Source organism: Bacillus cereus group sp. BfR-BA-01356 (assembly GCF_022663635.1).
Taxonomy (GTDB): Bacteria; Bacillota; Bacilli; order Bacillales; family Bacillaceae_G; genus Bacillus_A; species Bacillus_A cereus.
This window is the reverse complement of sequence record NZ_JAKUFX010000120.1, coordinates 1-17,373: the sequence shown is the minus strand read 5'-3', so window position 1 is coordinate 17,373 and position 17,373 is coordinate 1. Positions and strand designations below refer to the sequence as shown.

Genomic DNA, 17,373 nt, shown 5'->3' with positions numbered 1-17,373 from the left:
AGGGTTTATTTGAGATGCTTATTTTTAAGAGTATGCTTTTATTTTAGGAATGTTTTGATCCGATGAGTCGAAAGCTCAGGTTGTGCTCACTCTTAAGTTGATGGGCATGCGGTCACGTCCCTCAACTTGGAAATCTACTTGTTTTTTAAATTCTGCTGCTTTCTCTTCTTGAATAGACCCTGTTTGTACCCCTACTTTTTTCCCTTTTAAACCCTCTACAGATTGAATGTTAGAATCCTTTTTAGAAACGACCATATTTTTCGCAACAAAATAAATATCTGTAAAATCAACATTATTTTTACGCTCTGCAGTTGGCGTCATGCCTGCCATTACGAAATCAACTTTTCCTGAACTAAGAGATGCTAATAAACCACCAAAATCCATATCTTTCACTTTCACTTCATACCCAAGTTCTTTTCCGATATATTTAGCAACATCAACATCAAAGCCGATAATTTCATCACTTTTTGAAGCTTCTACGTATTCATATGGTTTATAATCTGCTGAAGTTCCCATTACGAGTACTTTCTTATTTCCTTTTGTTTCTTTCGATTCCCCATTACTACAAGCGCTGAACATACTTAAAATTAAAATAAGTGCAAACGATATTGATACTAACTTCTTCATCTTTCTTCCCCCTAATAATGTATATTTAAAAGTTTAATAGAATATTTATTCGATGTTTGTATTGTATCAGCACTTTTATTTTTATGCAATATATAAAATAAAAATAAATAAACAAACAATATAAACGCTGTTTTTTATGTATAAAAAAATGCATAAAATAACACAACTATGCATATCTCAGAAATTTTAATAATAAATAAAAAAGGCGGCACATCCACTTGATTGTGGACGTGCCGCCTTTTCTCTTATTTTTTATAGTTCTTCACAATTCTCTTCGAAATATGATTGTAGTTTGGCAATAACTTGCATCGGTTCATGACCTTCAATTTCATGACGCTCTACCATCGTTACAATTTTTCCATCTTTTAATAAAGCAAATGATGGAGAAGAAGGTGGGTACCCTTCGAAATATTCACGCGCTCTTGCTGTCGCTTCTTTATCTTGCCCTGCAAACACCGTTACAAGGTGGTTAGGACGTTTATCATAATGTACGGAATGCGCAGCAGCAGGACGAGCAATACCACCTGCACAACCACATACAGAGTTTACCATTACAAGTGTTGTTCCATTTCTTTTAAACGCTTCTTCTACCGCTTCTGGCGTCGTCAATTCTGTATATCCAGCAGAGACAATCTCTTCACGCGCTTGGCGGACAACATCATTCATAAAAAAGTTAAAATTAATCACTCTTTTCCCTCCTCTAAAACTACCTATTTGTATCTTACCAGTTAATGTTTATGAAATACAAGTAAGTTTACTTGTATTTAAGTATAGAAAAGGTGTTAGAGCTCTTGCTCTAACACCTTTTCTTTAATGACCACGATGTTTTTGCTTTGCTTTTTGTACTTTCATTAAACGTCTTCTTTCTTTTTCAGCTTCTCGCTTCTCTTTAGACTGCACTTTCTTTTCTTGTTTATGCAATTCATAAGATAAACTAATCGCCTCTTGCGCCTTAGTAAAACGTTTAATATTTATTTCTTTTGCTGCTTGTCGTATGGTACGCTTTATGTTTTTAGGACGCTGTTTTTCTTTAATTTCTACACCACATTTTGCAAAGTGCTGAAAATGCTCTAAAAGTGAACTATTCACAAACATAAGCACTTCTTCATCTGACGGTTCCGCCCCAAAAATATACCTCGCTCCATACAATTTCCCTTTTTCTTTGCATGTAATGATTCCAACAAAAAATTGGCCATCGTGATATACTGTCAAATCCATTGACAGCCCCTCCTTTAAAAGATTAGAAATACGGGACATCCCGGAGGGGAAGGTTACTGACATGAAATCATGCGTCTGGACTACCAACCAGAACTGTGTTTTTGTATTTCTTTCACTATGATTATATCTTTTTTTCCATAATCTTCATATATTCAGCAATCATTTTTTTATGCGATCCTACAATATAGTCAGGTAGTTCTGTTACTGAAAAGAATTTAAGCTGAACTGCTTCTTCTTTATTCATAACAAAATCCCCTTCGTATTCATCTGTATAATAGGCGGTTGTTACAGATTGAAATTCATCACCGTTTGCTAATTTTGTAAAGTAGTTCGCTCCAGAAAATACATTGATTAGTTGCAAGTTCTTCACTTTTATTCCTGTCTCTTCATATACTTCACGATAAGCTGTTTCTTCTGGTGATTCACTAAGCTCCATTAGCCCACCAGGTAGTCCCCATTTTCCGTACGGCTCTGTCCGCTGCTGCAATAAAACATATCCATTTTCATTTATAACGAGTACAACAGCACCAACTAAAATTAAAGGGCGATGACCAACTATTTTTCGTAATTCTTCTACATATCCCACCGTATCGCCTCCTTTTTCGTTGTCCACACTATTGTATCATATGTACGAAACGACAAAATGCGTATATTTTTCATTTTTTTAACAAAATATTTATTTTATGTGATTCATCTACTGTAGCTAACATAATGGATTCGACTTCTGTACTCTCCTCTAGAAATTTTCTCGCCCACGCTTCTGTTTTTCCTAATAATGCAAGAACATCTTTCTGTATCCTCCCATCCTTTACTAATACAAAAGAAACTGGAGATTTTTTTCCCGCCACTTTAAGATCAAGCCGTGAAACTGCTTCATATTCTGGATACCGAAATATAGAAACGACACCGTTCGCTTCCCATAATGCTAATTTAATCGTTTGAATATCGCTCACATTTCGCATACGAAGTTCCGAAAACAAATATTCCACGGTAATTCTCGCCTTTTTCAAATTGCTAAAATCAATGGAACCATTATGTATAAGAATGATAGGTGCTGGCTCTAAAAAACGTCTCCATCTATCCCATTTCAGCATTAAAACTGAGCTTATAATATGAAGTACAACGAGTATGAACGTTGTAATCATCGAGCCCAGTAACCCTACTTTTTCATCAGACAATGCGTTAGAAATATTCCCACCAAGCAATAACACTAATACAACATCTAAAAAACGAAGTTGTGCGATAGACCTTTGCCCCATCGCTTTCGCAACTAATATTAAAAATATGTATGCTATAATAGCCCGAATAACCCATTCACTATTAGAAAGATGCCGTGCTCCTTCAAAAATATGCATATGCATCACTTTGCACTCCTTACCCGTCTCAAACTGCTATCCTGTTTTAGTTTGCAACGTTTATGAGCATATATGTAAAAAAGCTGGTTCGTTTAAAAACGAACCAGCTTTTTTTACTTAACTGAAAACATATATTTTTTATACGTTTTCCGTACCGATAGTATGAGCCCCATCATAATCATATTCGAGAATAAGGAACTTCCCCCATACGATAAGAAAGGTAATGCAATACCTTTTACAGGCATTAATCCAACGATCATACCGATGTTTTGGAATATTTGAACTGTTAATATACCGATCGATCCAGCGCATAATAATGTACCAAATAAATTATCAGCGGAATAACCAATAATAATTGTTCGATATAGTAGTAATAGGAACAAGAAGACAACTAAGGCTGCTACGATAAATCCACCTTCTTCGGCAATTGTAGCGAAAATAAAGTCAGTATGCTTCTCTGGGATATAGACGCTTCCTCCCCCAAACCCTTTACCTTCCATTCCTCCACTACCTACAGCTAAAATCGATTGTTGCGTTTGATAACCTTGATCTGCATTTTCAAATGGATTTAACCAACCTACAATACGCGACTGTTGGTGAGGTTTTAGTAAAGTAACTAAATTATTATAGAAAAAATCTTGATACTTAAAGAAAATAAATATTAAAGCAGATAATATGGTCAACGGAATAACTGTACATAATGCTATCAATTTCTTTTGAATACCTGACATAAATAAAATACATGCAATAGCAGCAGCATATAAGAACACCATACCTGTATCAGGTTGACTATATACAACCGCCATAGGTGGAAGTGACACTAGCATAATTTTACCTACTAGCTTTAAATCTGTTTGGAATGTCCTTGCCATATACTGTGCATTATGTTTTACTGCTATACTCGCTACTACAAGTAGCAATGCAATTTTGAAAAACTCAGACGGCTGAATTTGTCCAAATACTGGAAAAAAAAACCATCTTTTTGCACCTAATTTTTCAGGTGTAAAACCTGATGGTGGTAATACTTTCAAAAGAATAAGTGAAGCAAACCCGGCAATATAAAGTGGCCAAGACAATTTTTGCAATTGATCTAAGTCGATGCTTGCAACAAGAAGTAACAATACAACCCCAATTATGTAGTTAACACCTTGTTTCATAGCAAAGTTTGCAGCTCCATACTGTCCCGTTTGCTGACTGCTATATATAGCAGCTATACTCGTCACACATAGTGCACACAAAATTAAAATTAATTTTACATCTAAACTTTTTAGAAACTCGGTACTTCTTTTCATGACATCCTCCTGAAACATTGTTACGGCAAAAATAAAAAACCAGGAGTCAACATTCTTCATGTTTTGACGACTGATTACACATTATCTATAAAACACTTATATAGAATAACTCTCTTTTTCATACAATACAATATATTATACTACAGTTTCATCAGTAAGATTTGCCAAAAAAATTATTCTTTTCTTATTTTATATCCATATACCATATATCAGCAATGTATTTTCGTAAATTCCTAATACATAATCGTTTATTGTAAGATTACTGGGAAAGGTATTTATACATATAGTAGGATGTAGATGAAGAAATAAGATAATAAAAAGCTCGCATAAGCGAGCTTTTTATTAATATACAGATGTATTGTTTTCTGACATGTTTTCTAAAATTTCTTTAACACGTCCTAAGAACTTACCACAAATTAAACCATCAAGTACCCGGTGATCAAGTGATAAACATAAGTTAACCATATCACGAGCACCGAACATACCGTTATCCATAATTACTGGGCGTTTTACAATTGATTCAACTTGTAGAATAGCCGCTTGTGGGTAATTAATAATACCCATAGATTGAACAGAACCGAATGATCCTGTGTTATTAATTGTAAATGTTCCACCTTGCATTTCGTCTGCTTTTAACGATTTCGTACGTACTTTTCCTGCAAGTTCTGTAATTTCACGAGCGATACCTTTAATTGTTTTCTCGTCCGCTTGCTTAATTACTGGTACAAATAGTTCTTCCTCTGTTGCAACAGCGATAGAAAGGTTAATATCTTTCTTCTGAACAATTTTATCGCCAGCCCACATTGAATTAATTTGAGGATACTCTTTTAACGCTTGTGCTACTGCTTTTACGAAGAAAGCAAAGAACGTTAAGTTAAAGCCTTCACGCTTCTTAAAGTCACCTTTAATTGAGTTACGGTATGACACAAGGTTTGTCACATCTACTTCAATCATCATCCAAGCATGTGGTGCTTCGTGTTTACTACGTAACATGTTTGCTGCGATTGCTTTACGCACACCTGTTACTGGAATTTCGATATCTCCAGGCATTGTAGGTACAGAAACTGGTTTCGCAGCTTCTACTTTTTGCGCTACTGGTGCTGCTTTTGGTGCTTCTGGGCGAGCTTCTACTACTGCCGCTACAGCTTCCTCTTTCTTCGCCGCACCTGCTTGCGGAATATTTCCAGATTCCACTAGCTTTAAAATATCTTTACGAGTGATACGGCCGTTTGCTCCCGTACCTTCTACTAGATCTAAATCAACGTTATGCTCACCCGCAAGTTTTAACACAGCTGGTGAAAAACGTGGTTTTCCATCAGTTGGTTGTTTTACTTTCGGTGCTTTTTCAGACGTAGCTACTTCCGCCTTTGGTTCTTCTTTTGTTTTTTCCTCAACAGCTGTTGCTGCTACTTCATCTGCGCCTTCTACTTGAATCACACAAACTACTTCACCTACAGCTAACGTATCACCTTCACCAGCGATTAACTCTTTCACAATCCCCGTGAAAGAAGATGGTACTTCAGCATTTACTTTATCAGTCATTACTTCTGCAAGCGGATCATACTTGTTTACGTGATCGCCAACATTAACGAGCCATTTACTAATTGTGCCCTCTGTAACGCTCTCCCCGAGCTGAGGCATTGTAATATTTTCTACAGCCATGTATAGTCCCCCCGATTAAAATTCCGCAAGTTCACGCATTGCTTTTTCAACTTTATCTGGATTTACCATAAAGAATTTTTCCATTGTTGGTGCATATGGCATTGCTGGAACGTCTGGACCTGCAAGACGTGCGATTGGCGCATCTAAATCAAATAGACAGTTTTCAGCAATAATTGCTGCCACTTCACTCATAATGCTTCCTTCTTTATTGTCTTCTGTTACAAGAAGAACTTTACCTGTTTTAGAAGCTGCTTCAATGATTGCTTCTTTATCTAATGGATATACAGTACGTAAATCAAGAATGTGTGCAGAGATGCCATCTTGTGCTAACTTTTCAGCCGCTTGAAGAGCAAAATGAACACATAATCCGTACGTGATAACTGTAATATCATCACCTTCACGTTTTACATCTGCTTTTCCGATTGGTAATACGTAGTCATCCTCCGGCACTTCACCTTTAATTAAACGATATGCACGTTTATGTTCGAAGAATAATACTGGATCTTCATCACGAATGGCTGCTTTTAATAAGCCTTTTGCATCATATGGTGTAGAAGGGATAACGATTTTTAAACCTGGTTGGTTTGCAAACATCGCTTCTACAGATTGTGAATGATACAATGCACCGTGAACACCCCCGCCAAATGGTGCACGAATTGTAACTGGACAAGTCCAATCATTATTAGAACGATAACGAATTTTTGCTGCCTCAGAAACAATTTGGTTTACTGCTGGCATGATGAAATCAGCAAACTGCATTTCAGCGATTGGACGCATACCATACATTGCCGCACCAATTGCTACCCCAGCAATTGCAGATTCTGCAAGCGGTGCATCAAGCGCACGATCTTCACCAAATTGATCATACAAACCGTGTGTCGCTTTAAACACGCCACCTTTTTTACCAACATCTTCTCCTAAAACGAATACTTTCTCATCGCGTTCCATTTCTTCGCGCATTGCTAATGTAATAGCATCAATATAAGACATTACAGCCATGAAACGTTCCCCCCTATTCTGCGTATACGTGCTTCAATGCATCTTCAGGTGCTGCATACGGAGCATTTTCTGCATATTCTGTTGCTTCATTTACGATATGCATAATTTCGTCTAACATTTGTTTTTCCGATTCCTCAGTTAATACACCAGCTTCTTTTAAATAAGCCGCGAATGTTATAATTGAATCTTTTTTCTTTGCTTCTTCTACTTCTTCTTTATCACGATAAACACGATCATCATCGTCACTAGAATGTGCTGTTAAACGATATGATACTGTTTCAATTAAAGTTGGGCCTTCACCACGACGACCGCGATCTGCTGCTTCTTTTATAGCTTTATATACTGCAAGCGGATCGTTTCCGTCTATTGTATATCCAGGCATACCGTAACCAATCGCACGATCTGATACGTTTTTACATGCTAATTGTTTTTCAACTGGAATAGAGATTGCATATTTGTTATTTTCACACATAAAAATAACAGGTAGTTTGTGTACACCAGCAAAGTTTGCCCCTTCATGGAAGTCACCTTGGTTTGAAGAACCTTCTCCAAATGTAACGAACGTTACTAAATCTTTCTTCTCCATTTTTCCAGCTAATGCAATACCAACTGCATGTGGTACTTGCGTTGTTACTGGAGATGAACCTGTAACAATACGATTTTTCTTTTGACCGAAGTGACCAGGCATTTGACGACCACCAGAGTTTGGATCTCCAGCTTTCGCGAAAGCAGACAACATAAGCTCTTTAGCTGTCATACCAAATGCTAGTACAACACCCATATCACGGTAGTATGGTAATGCATAATCTTTCTCTCTATCAAGAGCGAACGCCGCTCCAACTTGTGCAGCCTCTTGTCCTTGACAAGAAATTACGAATGGAATTTTACCAGCACGGTTTAATAACCACATACGTTCGTCTATTTTACGTGCAAGTAACATCGTACGGAACATTTCTAATACTTGCTCATCACTTAAGCCAAGCTCTTCATGGCGCTTTTCTTTTACTTCTGCCATTTTTCATAACCTCCTAAATCCACATTTTTATGCGTGTAACGCTCTTCCATCTACAGCAAGTGCTGCTTCACCAATCGCCTCAGATAATGATGGATGCGGATGAATTGTATGTGCTACTTCCCAAGGTGTTGCATCAAGTACTCTTGCAAGACCCGCTTCAGAAATCATATCTGTTACATGCGGTCCAATCATATGAACACCAAGAATGTCATTTGTCTCTTCATCAACTACAAGTTTTACGAAACCATCTGATTCTCCGTATACAAGTGCTTTTCCGATTGCGCGGAATGAGAACTTACCTACTTTTAACTTATAGCCTTTTTCTTTCGCTTCTTGTTCTGTTAAACCGACAGAAGCAACTTCCGGACTGCTATATACGCATTTTGATACCATAGAGTAATCGATTGGTGTAACTTCTTTCCCTGCAATATGTTCTACTGCAGCAATTCCTTCGTGAGAAGCAACGTGAGCGAGTTGCAGGCCACCGATTACATCTCCAATTGCGTAAATATGCGATTCTTTCGTTTGATAAAACTCATTTGTTTGAATGTATCCTTTTTCCACAACGATATCTGTGTTCTCTAAGCCAATATTTTGCGTATTCGCTTGTCTTCCTACAGATACAAGCATTTTTTCTGCTTTAAATTCTTTATTTTCACCGTTGTGTTCAGCTTGGATTGTTACTCCATTATCTTTTACCAATGTTTCTGGTAATACTTTTGCACCAGTTACCACTTTAATACCTTTTTTCTTGAATAGACGTTGCATTTCTTTTGAAACGTCTTGATCTTCTAGTGGTAATATCGTTTTCGCATACTCTAATACTGTAACTTCTACACCGAAGTCAGCAAGCATAGATGCCCACTCAATACCGATTACACCGCCACCAACGATAATAATCGAACTAGGAAGCGTTTCCATTTTTAGAGCATGATCTGAAGACATTACGTACTCTCCGTCTAATTCTAAACCTGGTAATGAATTTGGACGAGAACCTGTTGCAATAAGTACATTTTTTGGAATTAACATTTCATTCTCTTCTCCACTTGCAAGTTCAACTGAAATTGTCCCTGGCATCGGAGAGAAAATAGATGGGCCAAGAATACGGCCAATACCTTCAAACACATCAATTTTACCTTGTTTCATTAAATGTTGAACGCCTTTATGAAGCTGCGTTACTATCTTCTCTTTACGCTCTTGTACTTTCGCAAAGTTTAGTTCTACATTGCTTACAATAACTCCGAACTCTTCGCTTTTTTTAGCAGTTGCATATACTTCCGCACTACGTAAAAGAGCTTTACTAGGAATACATCCTTTGTGTAAACAAGTACCACCAAGATTTTCTTTTTCGACTAGTGCAGTTTTTAACCCTAGTTGTGATGCACGAATTGCAGCAACATATCCACCAGTACCGCCGCCAACGATGACTAAATCATATTCTTTTGCCATTATCTCAACCCCTAGCTACCGTTTCTTTTTCACGTACAACGTATTCTTTTGGAGCTTCTTCTTCACGTAATACACGAAGTGCTCCTTCTGCTAACGCTTCTAACTCATCTTCGCCTGGATGTACGATAACATCTGCAATCCAGTCCACTCGCTCTTTTATTTCATCGACAAGAATTTTACTGTATGCCAGTCCACCAGTTAATACGATTGCATCGATTTTCCCGTGAAGTACAGCGCTAGCTCCGCCAATCTCTTTTGCAACTTGATATGCCATTGCTTTATAAATAAGAGTTGCTTCAGGATCACCTTTTTCAACCATTTGCTCTACTTTAATCGCATCATTTGTACCGATTAAACTTACAAGTCCACCTTGTCCGACAAGTTTTTTAATCATTTCATCACGGTAATACTCACCAGAGAAACACATTTCTACTAGTTGCCCTACTGGTACTGTACCAGCGCGCTCTGGACTAAATGGTCCTTCTCCGTTTAAACCGTTATTCACATCGATTACTCTTCCTTTTTTATGAGCACCAACTGTAATACCGCCACCCATATGTGTAACTAATAAATTTAAATCCTCGTATTTGTGATTTAACTGTTCAGCTACTTTACGAGCAACTGCTTTTTGATTTAATGCATGGAAGATACTTTTGCGTTCCATACCAGCAATGCCACTTATACGAGCAACCGGCTCCATCTCATCTACAACGACAGGATCTACAATGAATGCAGGAATGTTTAATCCAGAAGCAATTTCATATGCTAAAATGCCTCCAAGGTTTGAAGCGTGATGACCGCTAAAGCCATTTTTCAAATCTTCTAACATCGCATCGTTTACTGTATACGTACCGCCTTCGATTGGACGAAGTAATCCACCACGCCCACAAACAGCGTTTAATTTTGAAATGTTAATACCATGAGAATGTAGAACTTCTAAAATCGTTTCTTTTCGAAACTCATATTGGTCGATAATTCTCTTATATTTTCCAATCTGTTCTACGTCATGACGAATCGTTTCTTCTAGAACGGGTCTTTCATTATCAAAAACACCAATTTTTGTGGATGTACTACCTGGGTTAATAACAAGAATTCGATTTACAGACAATGTTGCTACCTCCACTAATAAATTCAAAAGGAAGTGGAAACCTCATAAGAGGTAACCACACCTTTTGTAAAAGTTATATATGAATGATTAGCGACGGCTAATAATATCGTGACCGTTGCGTAAGTAAGTGCTACGAGAATTCTTCAAGCTTGCAATGCGCTCTTCAGCTAGACGATCTGCCGCTACATAAGTTGCTATGCCATCGCGTTTTGAAATTTCGATTACTTTTGCAATCGTGTCATAAATAGACTCAACACGTTTTAGTGCACGTTCTCTATTGTATCCATATAATTCGTCTGCTACGTTAATTACGCCACCTGCATTAATTACATAATCTGGTGCGTATACAATACCCATTTCATGAATGATGTCACCATGACGATCTTCTTTTAATTGGTTATTTGCAGAACCTGCGATTACTTTTGCTTTAAGTTGTGGAATAGTTTCATCATTAACTGTTGCGCCTAGTGCACATGGTGCGTAAATATCGCATTCAACACCGTAAATTTCATTTGGTTCAACTGCTGATGCACCGAATTCTTCTACAGCACGTTGTACAGCTTCTTTATTAATATCTGTAACAATTAATTTTGCTCCTTCAGCGTGTAAATGTTTGCATAGGTGATATGCTACGTTACCAACGCCTTGAACAGCAATTACTTTTCCTTCTAAATTGTCAGTACCGAAAGCTTCTTTTGCAGCTGCTTTCATACCACGGTAAACACCGTATGCAGTTACCGGAGATGGGTTACCAGAAGAACCGAATGATGGTGAGATACCTGTTACAAAGTCAGTTTCTTCATGGATAATATCCATATCATCTACTGTTGTACCAACATCTTCAGCTGTAATGTAACGTCCGTTTAGTCCTTGGATATAACGTCCTAGTGCACGGAACATTGCTTCGCTCTTATCTTTACGAGGATCACCGATAATTACTGTTTTCGCACCACCTAAGTTTAAACCAGCTGCTGCGTTTTTGTATGTCATCCCTTTTGCAAGACGCAATGCATCTTCAATCGCCGCTTCTTCAGAATCATATGTCCACATTCTTGTTCCACCAAGAGCCGGTCCAAGTGTTGTATCATGAATTGCAATAATTGCTTTTAAACCAGATTCTTTATCTTGACAAAATACTACTTGCTCATAATCATATTTTTCTAAGTATTCGAAGATTTCTAATGTCATTGTCGTTTCCCCCTAATGTTTTACCCTTTTTGGTTTATTTTGAAGCAGTCGCAACTGCCAATGCTAATGAATATACTTTTGTTTCTGCTGAATCAGCACGAGATGTTAAAACAATCGGTGCTTTTGCGCCAGCAATCATTGCTCCTACTTTTGCATCCGCAAAGTATACGAGTGATTTATATAGCACATTTCCAGCTTCAATCGTTGGGACGAGTAAAATATCTGCCTTACCTGCTACATCACTTACTATGCCTTTATGCTCTGCTGCAATTTGTGATACTGCATTATCTAAAGCAAGTGGTCCATCAACGATACAATCTTTAATTTGTCCGCGGCGATTCATTTGTGTTAACATCGCTGCATCAATTGTCGCCTGCATCGCTGGATTCACAACTTCTACTGCTGCAATTGGTGCCACTTTTGGCAAGTCGATTCCTATTGCCCGGGCAACTTCTACAGTATTTTGTATAATAGCAGCTTTTTGTGTTACATCAGGTGCGATGTTCATCGCTGCATCTGTAACGAAAATAAGACGATCGTAATTTGGAACTTCAAATGCTGCTACATGTGAAAGTACGCTACCTTTACGTAGGCCCCACTCTTTGTTTAACACAGCCTTCAAAATATTCGCTGTTGGGATGTTCCCCTTCATAAGCACGTCTGCTTCACCATTTCTCACAGCTTTAACAGAAAGTTCTGCAGCCTCTGCACTAGACATTGCTGCAATCACTTCAACATGTTCTGAAGTTTGTAAACCATGTTCTTGTAGCATCCCCATTATTTTTTCTTGATTTCCATATAGACGAAATTGAGCTAACTGTAATTTAATTGCTTTCGCTACAGCTTCAATTACTTCATGATCTTCAGCTACTGCTACAGCTACAGTTTTTTTAGGCTGCCCTGCTGCTTGATCAATTAAGTATTCTAACTTCATATTTTGTAATCAACCCTTTCCGTCGTCCCTCGTCTATTTATAAAGCAAATACCGTGCCAACTTTTAAAAGTGGTCTTACCAATAATGAAAACGCATTCAAAATGCAGTAAAATCAATACTTTGGAAAATAACAAAATATTCTGTCTTATTTTGTCGCTTTTTGTATACCATGCAATAAATTGCACGGTACGCAATTTATTGCATGCTATTTTTTGCATGGTCATGCTTTTCTAGCTTGTAATATAAATTTCGAACGGAAATTCCTAACGCTTTTGCAGTTTGCGTTTTATTCCCATCAAATCTCTCCAAATATTCATGAATAATATTCCCTTCAAACTCTGTCACTAAATGTTCAAGTGGCTTTTCTTCTAATTCAGGTAATAAATGAGATTGCTTTGACTCCACCTGCTCTTCGTTATGTAATGGCGGTAAATGGTGTACATCAATATAGGTCTCGTTATAATTCATAAAGATAATAGCTCTTCCCAGAATATTTTCAAGTTCCCTCACATTCCCTGGCCATTCGTATGATTGTAAATATAAAATGGCTGAATCAGTGAGCCCTTCTACATTACGACCGTAATCTTGATTAATTTTTTGAATCAATCTGTCCGCAATTGTCGGTATATCTCCTTTACGTTGACGAAGAGATGGAATTTGAATTGGGATTTTATTTAATCGATAATATAAATCCTCCCTAAACTTCCCTTCTAGAATAGCCTTTTCTAAATTCACATGCGTCGCTGCAATTACTCGAACATTAATAGGTATCGCTTTCGTTCCACCAACTTTTACAATTTCTTTTTCCTGCAGTACACGAAGGAGTTTCGCTTGTGTATTTGCAGATAACTCCCCTATTTCATCTAAAAAAATACTACCGTTATTTGCTTCCTCAAAGAACCCACGTTTCCCGCCTCTTTTCGCTCCAGAAAACGCCCCTTCCTCATAACCAAATAATTCACTTTCTAACAACGTCTCCGAAATGGCCGCACAGTTTACACGGACGAACTTATTGTATTTTCGATTACTTCCATTATGGATTGCATGTGCAAACAATTCTTTACCAGTCCCAGATTCACCGCGTAACAGTACTGTTGCTGGTGTATTTGCTCCTAGCTTCGCCTGTTCGATAGCTGCCGTTGTTTCATCTGAATTCCCGACAATATCATCAAATGAATATTTCGCTTCTAATGTGCGAATAATTTGCCTTGCTCTATTCAATTCATTTGTTAACTTTTGAATTTCCGACACGTCACGGATAACGCCGACGCTTCCTTTCAATATTCCATCCACAATGACTGGTGCCACGTTTACAATTACATCGCGCTTTTTTTGCCCAATCTTCATATGTATTCCGCGCACCGCACGACGCGTTCGAAGTACTTTCATATGCATACTTTCGCCTTCTACAATATCAGTTGTAGCAGGCTTCCCAATAATATCTTCTTCTGTTAAACCCGTTAATTTCGTATATGCCGGGTTAATGACTAAACCTCTTCCTTTTTCATCCACAACCGAAATTGCTTCTTCAGATGAGTTAATAATTGCCTCTAATAGTGTTTGAATTTCCTTTAAATCTGTAACTTCTTCCGCTAAATCTACAACTTCTGTTATATCTTTAAAAATTGCAAATGCCCCTTGTACCTCTCCGCCCTCTTTTAATATCGGTATACGCGTTGTAATAATTTTCTTTCCATTCTCTAATGTTAGTTCATAATTTACTTCTATTTGTTTCGTACGTATAATGCGAAGTAATTTACTAGTTGGAATGACTTCTAAAATATATTTTCCTATCGCCTCTTCTTTTTTATATCCGATAATACGCTCTGCACTTTTATTAAAAAGACGAACTTGTCCCTCTCGATCAATTACGATCATGCCATCATGTGTAGAATTTAAAATTAATTCTCCTTGTTGCGTTTGTTCCTCTAATCGCCCAATTAGCCCTTCCTTCTCATGCGCTAATCCTGTAACAATTTTTGCGATATCACCTGGTATAAGAAGAGTGTCTTTTTTCTTTTTTTCCAATAAAACCTTATGCACATCATCTTCACCTGTCATATCAAATATTACATCGATATGCATAGAAAGAAATGGAGTTACACTTTCTCCAATTGCAATCCCGTATTCCTTAGCAATTTGTAGTCCTTTTGCCAACGGATTTATATCAATAATCCCTATAATTTGAAATATATTCGAACTTTGTAACAGATTCAGCAGTGCGCTCCCGCCTTCACCTGCACCAACAATTAATACTTTTTGTTTCATATATCCCACTTCCTCTCGAAGTAACTCTGCAAATTTTTTCACACTTTTATCTTACTCGTTCAGCACCCTCTTGACAAACCCCCTTTCCCTATAACATCATTAAAATATACGAAATAATCTGAAAAGGAGCGTTATGTATGCAGCGTTACGTTGCTCTACTATTAGCACTCATCCCTATTTCATTAGCTGTGTTTGGTATAAAGTTAATGAGAGATACTGTATTCGGGATTCTATTTCCACCAATCTCTATACTGTGGTTACAATTTTTAATCGGCGCTCTCTGCTTCGGGCTCGGGTTTTATATCTTCGGTGGCTTCGTCTTGCACCGAGACCGTAAACGAAATAAAGTACAAGCTCGCTTTAGAAGATAGGAATGCCCCACTATTTATAAATAAAAAAATGAGACCGTTACACGCGGTCTCATTTTTTTATTGGCATTAACGTTCTTGCCGTTTCAGGGTAATCAGTAATAATCGCCGATATATTCATATCAAAATATTTACGCATAAGCGTTTCTTCATTAATTGTATAAGGGCGAACCTCTACACCACTTTCCATCGTTAGTTCGGCAATAGCATCTTGAAGGTAACGATAATTCGGATGTACTGCTGTAGCCCCCATTTTTTTCGCGTATGCCCACGGACTATGCAAACCTTCGCGATATAAAATTGCTGTTTGAATATCAGGAGCCATCATATGGCACCGTTTCATACTGTAGTGATTAAACGAAGAAAATATAACACGATCCTCTAGACTAAATTTCCGCACAAGCGTTATAACTTCTTCCTCTAAACCTCTGTATGGAATTTTATTATTTTTAAGTTCAATATTAAGTAGCAAACTCGTTTGTTCAAGCCATTCTAATACCTCTTCTAAAAGTGGTATTTTACAAAAACCTACTTTATCACCAAATTTATAACTTGCATCTAACTTGCATAAGTCCTCATATACATAATTCCGAACCGCGCCTTTTCCATTTGTTGTCCGGTCCACCGTTTCATCATGAATGACGACAAATTTTCCATCTTTCGTTAATTGAACATCAAGTTCAATTCCATCCGCTCTAAAAGACTCAGCCGCTTCAAATGAAATCATTGTATTTTCTGGGTACGTTCCAGCCGCACCACGATGTGCAAATATAAGAGTCATCCTCACTCCCCCAATCTTATGCTATACTATACGAAAAAGGAGGTACTTCTATGAGACCATTACAAATCTCTCCAGATACTGCAGTCCGCTTATCAAAAGCACTAGGTGTTCCACTTGAACAACTCATGCATATGCCGCAGCACATTTTAATTCAAAAGCTAGTTGAATTAGAAAAACAAAATAAAGACGAAGAATAATACAGTCCTGTTTTGCAGGACTTTTTATTATTTTCTATTATATCACGGATGCCTTTCCTACTAAAATCCTTTAACAGATGTACTACGATGTGATTTAGCCGTTCCTTCATCATTTAATAATGAATCACATCTTTTCTTTTTTTGTTACACGTCATAAAGAAAGCAGACTATTTATTTATAAGTCCCCATTGCGTTCTAAAAACACGATCATAAAAAAACTAGAAGCCCTTTATATTATTTTTTATTGAACGTGCGGAGCATCCCCTGATTCGTATAGTTCTTTCGCTTTTCCCTCCCCGAATGTAGTTAAAATATAATGTTGCTCTTCTAACGCATCCATTGCTCTAGTTACTTTACAAACGCTATCTTCTTGAGCATCCGAGAAATAATTGTGATCTTCTACAATTTTATTAAAATCTTTTTTCGCCCATCTATCAGCAATTGCTAAAAGTTCATTTTTCTTCGTAAAGCTACTCTTATTTATAATTTCTTTTAATTTTTTAGCATTACTTTGAATCATTGGGATAGAGCCCGATTTTCGTTCTGCCACCACTTTTTGATGAGTCATGCGATGCATCGCTGTAATGACTTCGCTTTCAGTAGAATTTTCAGTAACATACACATCAACAAAGACCCCATCCACCTCTCTACCTACTATTGTTTGGTCTTCTTTTTTATCTATTTGAGCGCTCACTTCTTTATCTACTGGATTATCTGCAAGTTCTAACATTCCAAATGTAACTGCAATAGCAAGAACTCCCATAGCTGCTACTATTCCTAGCCAAGTTGAAATTTTATTTTCCATTCCCCTCGTATATTAATATTTAAGCCCTATCTCAGGCTTAGTTTTACTCTCTAATAAGAGTCCAGTAATAAAGAAAATACTTGGACGTCTCAAGATATTTCTAGATA

17 protein-coding genes and 1 pseudogene are annotated in these 17,373 nt (G+C 37.3%); 2 read left to right on the top strand and 16 right to left on the bottom strand.

Going from position 1 to position 17,373, the window contains the following annotated elements; all coding sequences use genetic code 11:
- Window positions 1-102 precede the first annotated feature (102 nt).
- The 14 genes and pseudogenes from MR168_RS26675 to MR168_RS26610 form a co-directional block, all read right to left on the bottom strand.
- A pseudogene (locus tag MR168_RS26675) lies at window positions 103-627 on the bottom strand (transporter substrate-binding domain-containing protein); the annotation flags it as partial.
- Window positions 628-879: 252 nt separating this feature from the next.
- On the bottom strand, window positions 880-1,293 hold the full coding sequence (locus MR168_RS26670; protein ID WP_001979317.1) for a BrxA/BrxB family bacilliredoxin: 414 nt from the start codon (window positions 1,291-1,293) through the stop codon (window positions 880-882).
- Between the two features lie 144 nt (window positions 1,294-1,437).
- The gene (locus MR168_RS26665) at window positions 1,438-1,845 is read right to left on the bottom strand and encodes a YjdF family protein (RefSeq protein ID WP_000366588.1); all 408 of its coding nucleotides are present in this window, start codon (window positions 1,843-1,845) and stop codon (window positions 1,438-1,440) included.
- A gap of 121 nt (window positions 1,846-1,966) precedes the next feature.
- Window positions 1,967-2,431 carry an NUDIX hydrolase gene (locus tag MR168_RS26660; protein WP_000542549.1) on the bottom strand — a complete coding sequence of 155 codons (465 nt, stop codon included), beginning with the start codon at window positions 2,429-2,431 and terminating at the stop codon, window positions 1,967-1,969.
- Window positions 2,432-2,501: 70 nt separating this feature from the next.
- Window positions 2,502-3,206 carry a DUF421 domain-containing protein gene (locus MR168_RS26655; protein WP_000550961.1) on the bottom strand — a complete coding sequence of 235 codons (705 nt, stop codon included), beginning with the start codon at window positions 3,204-3,206 and terminating at the stop codon, window positions 2,502-2,504.
- A gap of 107 nt (window positions 3,207-3,313) precedes the next feature.
- A complete protein-coding gene (locus MR168_RS26650; RefSeq protein ID WP_242291598.1) occupies window positions 3,314-4,492 on the bottom strand; it encodes an FtsW/RodA/SpoVE family cell cycle protein in 1,179 nt (392 codons plus the stop codon).
- Between the two features lie 342 nt (window positions 4,493-4,834).
- A complete protein-coding gene (locus tag MR168_RS26645; protein WP_000257660.1) occupies window positions 4,835-6,154 on the bottom strand; it encodes a dihydrolipoamide acetyltransferase family protein in 1,320 nt (439 codons plus the stop codon).
- Window positions 6,155-6,169: 15 nt separating this feature from the next.
- Window positions 6,170-7,153: a 3-methyl-2-oxobutanoate dehydrogenase subunit beta gene (bfmBAB, locus tag MR168_RS26640; RefSeq protein WP_000290071.1), complete on the bottom strand. Its 984-nt coding sequence runs from the start codon at window positions 7,151-7,153 to the stop codon at window positions 6,170-6,172.
- A 13-nt stretch (window positions 7,154-7,166) separates the two neighbouring features.
- Window positions 7,167-8,168 carry a 3-methyl-2-oxobutanoate dehydrogenase subunit alpha gene (gene bfmBAA / locus MR168_RS26635; RefSeq protein WP_086411529.1) on the bottom strand — a complete coding sequence of 334 codons (1,002 nt, stop codon included), beginning with the start codon at window positions 8,166-8,168 and terminating at the stop codon, window positions 7,167-7,169.
- Between the two features lie 27 nt (window positions 8,169-8,195).
- On the bottom strand, window positions 8,196-9,617 hold the full coding sequence (lpdA, locus tag MR168_RS26630; protein ID WP_086411528.1) for a dihydrolipoyl dehydrogenase: 1,422 nt from the start codon (window positions 9,615-9,617) through the stop codon (window positions 8,196-8,198).
- Window positions 9,618-9,621: 4 nt separating this feature from the next.
- Window positions 9,622-10,725, bottom strand: coding sequence for a butyrate kinase (gene buk, locus MR168_RS26625; RefSeq protein ID WP_000115781.1), 1,104 nt, complete (start codon window positions 10,723-10,725; stop codon window positions 9,622-9,624).
- An 87-nt stretch (window positions 10,726-10,812) separates the two neighbouring features.
- Window positions 10,813-11,913, bottom strand: coding sequence for a leucine dehydrogenase (locus tag MR168_RS26620; protein ID WP_000171355.1), 1,101 nt, complete (start codon window positions 11,911-11,913; stop codon window positions 10,813-10,815).
- A 34-nt stretch (window positions 11,914-11,947) separates the two neighbouring features.
- Window positions 11,948-12,847: a phosphate butyryltransferase gene (yqiS, locus tag MR168_RS26615; RefSeq protein ID WP_000764677.1), complete on the bottom strand. Its 900-nt coding sequence runs from the start codon at window positions 12,845-12,847 to the stop codon at window positions 11,948-11,950.
- 195 nt (window positions 12,848-13,042) lie between these two features.
- Window positions 13,043-15,115 carry a sigma 54-interacting transcriptional regulator gene (locus MR168_RS26610; RefSeq protein WP_242291597.1) on the bottom strand — a complete coding sequence of 691 codons (2,073 nt, stop codon included), beginning with the start codon at window positions 15,113-15,115 and terminating at the stop codon, window positions 13,043-13,045.
- Window positions 15,116-15,252: 137 nt separating this feature from the next.
- Here MR168_RS26610 and MR168_RS26605 point away from each other — a divergent pair, with 137 nt between their 5' ends.
- A complete protein-coding gene (locus MR168_RS26605) occupies window positions 15,253-15,486 on the top strand; it encodes a DUF2627 domain-containing protein (RefSeq protein WP_001190211.1) in 234 nt (77 codons plus the stop codon).
- A 49-nt stretch (window positions 15,487-15,535) separates the two neighbouring features.
- Here MR168_RS26605 and MR168_RS26600 read toward each other — a convergent pair whose 3' ends face one another.
- Entirely contained in the window at window positions 15,536-16,264 is a 729-nt protein-coding gene (locus MR168_RS26600; protein WP_086411527.1) for a glycerophosphodiester phosphodiesterase, read from the bottom strand.
- 50 nt (window positions 16,265-16,314) lie between these two features.
- On the opposite strand from MR168_RS26600, the gene MR168_RS26595 reads away from it, so the two are divergent.
- Window positions 16,315-16,461 (top strand): YycC family protein, encoded by a 147-nt coding sequence (locus MR168_RS26595; protein ID WP_001247671.1) that lies wholly within the window; start codon window positions 16,315-16,317, stop codon window positions 16,459-16,461.
- Between the two features lie 241 nt (window positions 16,462-16,702).
- Here MR168_RS26595 and MR168_RS26590 read toward each other — a convergent pair whose 3' ends face one another.
- Complete coding sequence (locus MR168_RS26590) at window positions 16,703-17,266, bottom strand: PRK06770 family protein (RefSeq protein ID WP_086411526.1); 564 nt, start codon at window positions 17,264-17,266, stop codon at window positions 16,703-16,705.
- Window positions 17,267-17,373: the final 107 nt, after the last annotated feature.